Annotated in this window: 8 protein-coding genes; 6 read left to right on the plus strand and 2 right to left on the minus strand. The window is 45.0% G+C overall.

What is annotated here, in order from left to right; all coding sequences use genetic code 11:
* Positions 1–278: response regulator (locus tag MHN01_RS08060; protein WP_239410869.1), on the minus strand; the 278-nt coding region annotated here is incomplete at its 3' end.
* 132 nt (positions 279–410) lie between these two features.
* Here MHN01_RS08060 and MHN01_RS08065 point away from each other — a divergent pair.
* Both MHN01_RS08065 and MHN01_RS08070 read left to right on the plus strand, forming a co-directional pair.
* Complete coding sequence (locus MHN01_RS08065) at positions 411–1,391, plus strand: GyrI-like domain-containing protein (protein ID WP_239410871.1); 981 nt, start codon at positions 411–413, stop codon at positions 1,389–1,391.
* Between the two features lie 133 nt (positions 1,392–1,524).
* A complete protein-coding gene (locus MHN01_RS08070; RefSeq protein ID WP_239410872.1) occupies positions 1,525–2,502 on the plus strand; it encodes a PHB depolymerase family esterase in 978 nt (325 codons plus the stop codon).
* A gap of 44 nt (positions 2,503–2,546) precedes the next feature.
* Here MHN01_RS08070 and MHN01_RS08075 read toward each other — a convergent pair whose 3' ends face one another.
* Entirely contained in the window at positions 2,547–4,472 is a 1,926-nt protein-coding gene (locus MHN01_RS08075; RefSeq protein ID WP_370646460.1) for a methyl-accepting chemotaxis protein, read from the minus strand.
* 1,131 nt (positions 4,473–5,603) lie between these two features.
* On the opposite strand from MHN01_RS08075, the gene MHN01_RS08080 reads away from it, so the two are divergent.
* The 4 genes from MHN01_RS08080 to MHN01_RS08095 all read left to right on the plus strand — a co-directional run bounded on the left by MHN01_RS08080 (position 5,604) and on the right by MHN01_RS08095 (position 9,505).
* Positions 5,604–7,691: a hypothetical protein gene (locus tag MHN01_RS08080; protein ID WP_239410874.1), complete on the plus strand. Its 2,088-nt coding sequence runs from the start codon at positions 5,604–5,606 to the stop codon at positions 7,689–7,691.
* Positions 7,692–7,879: 188 nt separating this feature from the next.
* A complete protein-coding gene (locus MHN01_RS08085; RefSeq protein WP_239410876.1) occupies positions 7,880–8,590 on the plus strand; it encodes an SGNH/GDSL hydrolase family protein in 711 nt (236 codons plus the stop codon).
* Between the two features lie 188 nt (positions 8,591–8,778).
* Complete coding sequence (locus MHN01_RS08090; RefSeq protein WP_239410877.1) at positions 8,779–9,018, plus strand: hypothetical protein; 240 nt, start codon at positions 8,779–8,781, stop codon at positions 9,016–9,018.
* 172 nt (positions 9,019–9,190) lie between these two features.
* Positions 9,191–9,505 (plus strand): hypothetical protein, encoded by a 315-nt coding sequence (locus tag MHN01_RS08095; RefSeq protein ID WP_239410878.1) that lies wholly within the window; start codon positions 9,191–9,193, stop codon positions 9,503–9,505.
* Positions 9,506–9,584 lie beyond the last annotated feature (79 nt).

Here is a 9,584-nt window from a genome sequence, read left to right on the forward strand (position 1 = left end):
TCCAGGCCCAAAATTCGATCGATGGGATCAGTCCTGCCTGTCACCATAATGATAGCGATATCAGATGTATTCCTTACCTCACGGGTCAGTTGGATACCGTCTTCACCCGGCAGATTAAGATCCAGAAGGATTAGGTCGATTTTTTCATTGCCCAGAACGGTCTTCATCGCCGCACCGTTTTCAGCCTCATAAACGGTATAGCCAGCCTGTGAAAAGTGACCTCGGAATTTCATTCTAACGATGGGATCATCTTCAACAATCAAGATCTTATAAGTCATAGGTTCTCTATATACAGCCATGCGTTGAAACTGGAGGAACAGCCCCCGCCCAAATTTATACCCAAATACTCTCTTATATTCTTGGCAAGAATAATAACACACTCAATTACTGCCTGTTGTAAGCAAATGCAATTGCTTACACTTAACCACGATAGCAATATCTGTCAGGATATTTGCCTTCTTCATGGCGATACTAGCAAGCAATCAGAAGACGAACTGGAAGATACAGTGAAAACAACGACAGGTCATACACTGGAAGTGAATGAGAATTACCGACAAAGAATCGATGAAGTCTGTAACTACATCTATGCGCACCTCGATGATGAGTTAACAGTTGCCAAGCTCAGCAAGGTGGCACATTTCTCTAAATATCACTTCCATCGTCAGTTCAGCCATTACATGGGGATCAATGTCTTTAAGTTTGTCCAGCAACTGAGACTCAAACGTGCAGCCTATCAACTGGTTTTCCATCAGAAGACTCGCATTATTGATATTGCGCTTGATGCGAAATTTGAGTACCCGGAATCCTTCGCTCGCGCATTTAAAAAGGAGTTTGGTCAGTCACCTTCTGAGTTTCGCAACCAACCCAATTGGTTGAACTGGAATCAACAGTATCATCACCGTGAAATAGCATTGGAGAAACACATGAAAGTAGAGCTCACATTCTTCGAAGAAACTAAAGTGGCCGTTAAAGAGCATCGTGCAGCGCCGGAACGCGTCAACGAATCAGCAAGCCAGTTTATTGAATGGCGCAAATCAACCGGACTCTCACCGATTACCAGCAGCAGAACCTTCGGCATCATCTATGACGATCCCAAGGTCACACCCCCTGAGGACTTTCGCTTCGATATTTGTGGTGAAGTCAAACAAGCGATCGGCACTACCACCCATGGGGTTATAAACAAAACCCTTCCCGCCGGGCGATGCGCTGTTATCAGGCATCATGGTTCACATGATGACCTGGATAGCAAAGTCCATTATCTCTATGGGCAATGGTTGCCTGAAAGCGGTGAGGAGTTACGCAATTTCCCCTGCTTCTTTCATTACATGAACTTCTTTCCCGAAGTTACGGAGCACGAATTAATCACAGATATCTACCTACCACTAAAATAAAAAGTACTAGATAGAACGACAATCAGCGCCATGACGAATGGCGCTATAACGAATACGAACTCCTCCGGCATCGTCTGTGCCGTTACCATTTAAAGTACAAGCTAAAATGTAAGACAGCTTTAGGAGGCCAAGGATGACAAGACCACCCTATTCACGACCCGGCTTTGCTCTGCTTGTTATATTATTTTCAGCCATAAGCTCATATACTTTTGCCAAGCAATCGACTCATGATGACCTTCATCTGGAAACAATCCATCATGACGGCCTACAACGAAGCTTCTACCTACACCTGCCGCCTCAACACACATCTTCCAACCAATTTCCCTTGCTACTGGCCCTACATGGCGGAGGCAGAGCCGACGGTGACGAACTCGCGGAGAGAACCGGGTACAATAAACTCGCAGACCAAAAAGGTTTTATCGTTGCCTATCCCAATGGTATTGATGCGCAGTGGAACGACGGTCGTGGTAACACAGCTAGAAAATCTGACAAGATCATTCTCATTGACGATGTCGGTTTTCTCAGCACCCTGATCGATCACCTTATCAACAACTACAACGCTGATCCGAGCAACGTGTATATGACAGGCCTTTCCAATGGCGGCATGATGACACTTCGCATGGGCTGCGAAGCCAGCGACAAGCTCACTGCCATTGCTCCTGTCATTGCCAACATGCCTGCAAAGCTAGCCAACACCTGCCGTCCCGACTCACCGCTACCAATGTTATTAATGAACGGAACCCAGGATCCAATGGTGCCATGGCAAGGTGGTACAGTCCGTTTTATGCATAAGAAGATGGGAAATGTGTTATCAACGGACGAAACATTGAAATTATGGAGAAGGTTTAACCAATGCTCATCCGTACCGTCTGTTGAAATGCTGCCTGACATTGATAAAAAAGATAGCTCAGTTGTCAGAGTCGTTAGTTATCAATGCACCAGTAATCACAATGATGTGATCTTGTATGCTATCGAAGGCGGCGGCCACAACTTTCCGGGCAGTAACACGCCGGACTTACCTCGCCTTCTTGGCAACAAAAATAACGACATTAACGGCCCTGAAGTGATTGTTTCCTTCTTTATGTCAATAAACAAACAAAGCCGCCACTGACGTGACGGCTCTGGGTTTATCATTTCAGGTTAGTTGCGCAGTAACTACTGAAGCTTAAATTGCTTCACAATCGCGACTAATTGCTCATTGCTGCTGGCAAGGTTATTTGTACTGTCCATGGTTTGGGTACCGTTATCTGTCAGCTGGCTAACCATCTCCTGAATCGCCATCATGTTACGGCTGATCTCCTCAGTCACCGTACTTTGCTGCTCTGCTGCTGTCGCAATCTGAATTCCGAGATCGTTGATTTCCACAACAGATGTCGCCATCGAATCAAGGCTCTCAGTCACATTCGACGTTGTATCCGCCGTTTGCTGACAGCTATTTTTAGTGACATCCATGGCTGCAACAACCGAGCTTGCCCCGTTGCGCAGGTTGGTTAGCATCTCATTGATTTCAGAAGTGCTCTGCTGCGTTCTTGCTGCCAATGCGCGAACTTCGTCTGCAACAACGGCAAAACCGCGTCCGTGCTCACCGGCACGTGCCGCCTCAATAGCAGCATTGAGAGCCAGCAAGTTGGTCTGATCGGCAATTTCACCGATTACACCAAGAACAGAGCCAATCTTCTGGGTATCTTCGTTCATGGCTTGGATACTCAGCGCCATAGACTCGACTTCGTCAATCAAAGCAGCAACGCTGCTCACCGCCCCATCAACCACACGCTTAGACTGCTCAGCCTCTTCACTGGTCTTCTGGGTAAATGACGCCGACTGAGAAGCACTCTGAGAGACACTTTCAGCTGTTGAGCTCATCTCATTAACGGCTGTGACGACCTGCTCGGTTTCTGAATAGTGAGCAGTGAGGACATTGTTATTGAGTTCCGTTTGGGTTTTAAGCTGCTGGATCCCTTCTGAAATATGCGCGGTAGACTGAGAAACCTCCAACATCATTGCCTGCAGGTTACCAATAAAGATATTCACCGCTTCTGCTATCTGCCCTAAATCATCATTAGTATAGACATCAAGGCGACGGGTAAGATCGCCATTACCTTGCGATAGTTCGACGATAGTCGATTTTAGATCCAAAATTGGACGATAGATTCGATTCAGTACAACCAGAATAATCACAATCGCAAACACCAGCAGTATTCCTGCTGTTGCCAACGAGGTGTTCACAGCCTCGTCAACTTCGGCGTGAGCGACAGACTTGTCGATACCGACAAGAAGGTGCCAGCTGTTTTCTTCGTCTAAAACAATCTCCTTAAAGTAAGCAATCTTGTCGACCCCACCCAGACTATAATCGAAAATCCCCTGCTCTTTTGAGAGCACCTGGCGTTCTAGTTCTGCCAGTTCAGGAAAATCTGAGAGTTTTGTCTTACCAGGAACATCCACCTCTCCCGTAGAAGCGACAGTTGTGCCCTTATCGTCATACAACCCGGTCATCGCGCCAGGGAAAGGAGACTCGTTGACGACTTCGCCCAGCAAATCCAAATCTAGATCAGCAAGCAAAACACCACGGAACTTATCTTCGTAAAAGAATGGTTCTGCAATACTGATCATCAACTTTCCAGAAGATGCTCCTTTATAGATACCAGTAATGACAGTACTCCGCTTTGCCTTGGCTGCTTTGTACCAGCCACGAACTCGGGGATCGTACAATGCTAGGCTACGCATGCCACTTTTGGCGCCGTAAGAACGACCGTCTTCAAAACCTACAACAAAATCCGAGGCCTTAGATACACTTGCAATTTGCTTCACCATTAAGGTGATTTGCAAGTCACTCCGATCAATAGCGAAATCGGGTGCGGTGGCAATGACACCTTCCTTAATGGTTTGAAACCAATCTGTGATTCTGTCTGACGAGCTATCAATTTTAAGCATTGAGTATTCGTCAATGTTCCTTAAGATTGAGGAAGATAGCTGCCGATAGGATAAAAAGGACGAGATAGCCAACGAGGCTACCAACAACAAGACCGCGACCGATATGATTCGGCCTTTAAAGCTTGATAATATGTTCACGTTTACATCCACTACTCTTCTAATTACGTCAAAAACAATTACTCACGATAATGATTGCATATGATTTCATTGATTAATCAAGCGTAAGTCACAAAAACATCTACATAGATGTATAAATAACACAACAATATGCCACCAGGGCATACTTGATCGGGTTAGTGACGAGTAACTGTAATTCGCCGACAACATAGATATATGGCTTCAACGAGCCTCACTGGTTGCCAGTTATCCGCGCTTTTAATATTTATTGCCGCTTGTATTTATACATATGGCTATTGGGTGTTATTCATCACAATGAACATCATATTTAAACTTATCACTATCGGCTAATAAATAAGCAGAGCGGTTACATCAAACTGTAACAAAAACAATTGATAGATATATTCCTTATAAATACAACATGCTATACAAAATTGAGCATGGAAAAAGTCAAAATAGAATAAAGACACTAAAACCTCGGTTTTAAAGCTTGAAAAAACACAAAACCATTTATTGAATTAAGATCACAATCGACTTTTTCTTATAAAACCTACAATAGAAACCGCTAATCCATCAGACTCTCATCAAAAACATACAAGTTACTGATAAATAGATATAAATATGAAAATATCTATTGTTAGTATACAATTTTCAACCAAAATAGAGTTATTGAACTAATATATCATGACGCTTTTAACTCAATGAGATCGTCGTTTTTTTGACGGAAATGATATTATTTCGTCGGTTTAATCGTCAATTAATTAACTAACACTGTTCTTTCGCACAATATTAAAAAGATAATAAAAACTTCTCTGTGATTTTATTATTCATCAGGATTATAATAATCACGAGCAGAGACAATTAAATTAAATGGATTTCATATCAACATAAATTAATCTTTCTACTTTCTACTATTCAACAACTTATAAATTAGCTTTTAGCTTGGGCATAGTAAACCGGGCGAATACATGACGTGTATTATAAAGGGATATATCAATGAAATTATTAAAGCACTTGTTATGTTTAATTACATTAAGTTTTGTTCTAACTGCTTGTAATAGCGGCGGAGGAAGTTCCAGCGAAACAGAACAAGCCGTTAGTGGTATCAGCACCCCCTCAACAGTCAGTGTTGTTAACTAACAATAATAATAAAAAGGACTTGATATGAATAAGATATCTTTAGCAGCGGCGATCACCAGCGCCCTCTTTTCAGCTTCCACTACTGCTAATTTTAGCGATCCGGGCACCGACTACTCAAACACCATTACTGACAGCTATGTCGGCGAGCAAGCCGCCGAGCCACTAAACATGGCTAACATGCTGCTGTGTATTATGAAAGCTACCGGTGCCGAGCACTTTGCCAACGCTGACTACCGGGCTTTGGTCGACTCAGCACAGTGTGAACAACGCCAGGACGACTCCAGCTCTCAGGCTGCTGCAAGTAAAATCGCCTACTCGGAAGTTGTAGTTAGCTCCAAGCGTGCCAACAGCAGCAGCGCGCAGGAAGTTGAAGTGTGGTTCCAGGACTCTGAAGAGCAAGATGGGCAATACATTATAAACACTACTGTTTCGGCAGCACCTGGCCCGAACAGCCCGTTCGGCGAGTTGCAGTTTACCTTTAAACATGCGACAGGTGGCGACAAAGGTGACCTGAACATTAGTGTTCAGAACGGTCAGAACATCATCAGCCTAATCAACACCTTCGAAGAAGGTGGCAATACCATTGAGCAAGCTGCCATCGTACAAATTGACGATGCTCAAGGGAACAGCGGCCGCGGTAAGACACAGGGCATCGACTGGAGCCAAAGCCCGCCGGTACCTGTTGAATACAAACTGGCATACAATGAAAACTTCTATTTTAAACAGGTTGGCAGTAACCCGGAAGTTTGTCTGAGCCGTAACAACCCACGCGAAAACGTTCATAGCTATTCGCTGTTTAATCTTGCTACTGGTGCTCTGCTGGATATTAAAGCTGGATTCAATTTCGAATATATCTCTAATATAAACGGCCAGCCCCAGCACGGCTTTATCGGTGAATGGGGACTATGGACAGAGGAAGAGCACCAACCAGGCTATGTGTCTCCTACCACAATTACTGATGAAAACGGTGTTAGCTACAACGTAGTAACAGCACCTGGCAAGCTGGTTCGCCAGACCAAAGGACAACGCGACCTACAAGATGGTGAAGCCTTCGAATATTGGACCGGCAGCAATTCAGTAACCGTTTACTGGGTTGAGAGTGCTGGTCAGTTCCAGGCTGACAACGGTTCTGGTAGCCCGGATGGCGTTGATGCTGGCATTACACAGAATACTTACTTCTGGTCACCGTTACTTCGCCAGAATGTCAACTATTTAGGTAACGGCAGCGGTACTCACCGAGTCGCTTACACAACTAGTGAAACCGTCCGTGCTAATGATGCCATCTTCAACAGTGGTGCTATCGGTTTAACCTGTTACGGCAGCTGTCCGCAAAGCAACATCAGCATGAATGATGCTGTTAACTGGACCTTCACTCAGGCCTACGAAGACCCTTCTTCAACAGGCATCGCATATACCATCGACCCGGCGGATATGACACTGAAACTGTCAGGTCAGCCAGTTAAACTTAACTTCACCCGTGCAGATCTTAGCAATGGCCAAGATTTCTGGGGCGCATCAAGCGGCGAATTTGTCCTTAGCTCAGACGCGGGCTCGGTAACCAGCTGGGATGACCTTAACGGCCAAAGTGTAGTTACCTATCGCTGGGAAATGGGACTAGACAGCTGGAGCCAGCTAACCATGCTGCAAAACCAGGCAGACCAAAGCTTCTACGAGTTCGATAAAGCCATTAACTTTATCTATACCCACACGACAGCGAATGATCGAAACGGCGAATCTAGCAATAACAATACCCAGGTCATGCTTGAGTACCACGGTCCGGGTAACTTGCATGGTATCCCATGGAACCAGACTAATGGCCAGTGGGATGCACAGTTCAGTATTGCTGACGGTACCGAAGTTTATACCGACAACAACGGCAACCGTTACGTGCTTAAAGCAACGGGTATCGACAAACGCTTCTTGCCAGCCGCTGGTGGTGCCGCTGACTGTACAAATTCAGGGTTGAATCTAACCGGAGCATCGCTGCTGACACTACCAACTGCAGCAAATATCCCGACTATCACTACCACCTGGCAGGATAAAGACAGTCTGACAGTTGCTGACGAGCCTTGGGTCGTCCATGGTGAAGTCCAGCCAGCTGCCAATAAGTAATATACGCTTGTAAATCAACAGCCGATAAATTGATGGCCAAAATTATGGTTGCTTCCCTATAATGGCAACCTGATTCTTGGCCTCTTTTTATTATTGAAATAGAAAAATCAGACGAATAAAGCTAATAATTAATCCTATGCTAGAAGACACTTTTTCCATGACTATGGGCTTCTACGTAGGAGAAAAATATGATTCATAATCTGGTTCTGCTACTGATGGCACCGGTATTCATTGTTCAGGGCCGTTATGTTCGCAAGGTAACCCCAAAACTGGAAGAGGCTTCCGGCCCGCGAAGCGGTAGTGCCGGACAAGGAAGAGTGCTTCGTTTGTTACTGGTCGGCGACTCGGCTGCCGCAGGTGTCGGTGCCGAGAATCAATCTCAGGCACTGTCAGGTAATGTGGTCAATCAGCTAAGCAGTCATTTCAAACTAGAATGGCAGCTTCATGCCAAGTCAGGATCCACGACGAGAGACACCCGCTCCAGCCTGTCTAATCATCCTAGGCAAGCCTATGATATTGTGATTATTTCGCTCGGTGTCAACGACGTTACCAAGCCTTTGAGTTCGATTCGATGGCTACAGCAGCAAAAAGCCCTTGTCACGCAAATCCGCAACCATTTTTCTTGCCGCCAGATCATACTGACTAAGATCCCTCCGATGGAACAGTTTCCGGCCTTGCCCCACCCTTTGCGTTGGTATCTAGGAAGCAAGGCCAAGGCATTTAATCGTCAACTTACCCGTTGGGCTGCCACGCAGGACGATTGTGAATTAATCGACCTCAATTACCGCCTTAAGCCTGAGCAGATGGCTATCGACGGCTTTCACCCCGGTCCCGAAATCTACCAATTCTGGGGAGCGACAATTGCCGAGGTGATTAAGGCGCGCTGGAGTTCAGATTGACTCAGTTCTCTGCCGACCTATAGTTAATAGGTGACTATAGCTAAGGCACGAAGGAGGCAAGAAACATGCCCTCTCACATCTCATATTCCAAATTGGAAAGAACATACACACCTAATTTTAGGAACAAAATTAATACAGCCAGAAGTACCAACGATGTTTATGATGTCTTCTGCCACACCGTAGCATCTATGTTTAACGACATAACTGACTCTAAGAAATTCAGAGACAGTGATATCGACTTCTATCCAGAAAGAGCGTGTCATTATGAACTAGGCACTAACCTGAAATGCGAGCCTCGTGTTGTGGAATGTTTGCACACGTCAGACATGGGGCGAATTCTAGATGACATGGCTCAAACCGCAACAAATCGCCATACCCACCTGATGAAACACCCAGAGAAGACCAACTCTAAGATAATGCGTCATTAACAGATATCGAATCGCCACCAGCGCTGGTGACGATTCGGAAAAATGCCTACATCCCCTTCAGAATCGGCCTTGACTAACATAGCGTTAGCACTTTTTAGAGTATTCTCTCAGTTTTTTATGCATGGTTCTTCTACCATATGCTACAAGCGACACATGTTGTTAGGAGTTTACTATGTATCAAAGTCATTTTGTTGATGCTATTCAAAACAAAAAAATGGTGCGTCTAACGTTTATCTCCAAAGAAAGTGGCCAGAAACTGACAAGAACCTGTGCACCAATGGACTTTGGTCCAAGACGGTTAGCACAAAATCAGTCTGATCGCTATCATCTGTGGGATTATGACAGTGATCACCGCCATCATATTCTTTCTTTACTGCCTGAACGCATTGTCGACATGGAGGTTTTAGGTGATGAATTTTCACCAAGTGAATTTGTTTCCTGGCCGACAAACTGGTTTGTCAAGCGCGACTGGGGTAAATATAGTTAGTCACTCACTTCCCAGTAGACAATTCAATACAACTGAAAGGTGAAGTGTTAACCTCACCTTTCAGAGCCAATATGCCTAT

This window comes from Photobacterium sp. OFAV2-7 (genome assembly GCF_022347985.1).
GTDB lineage: Bacteria > Pseudomonadota > Gammaproteobacteria > Enterobacterales > Vibrionaceae > Photobacterium.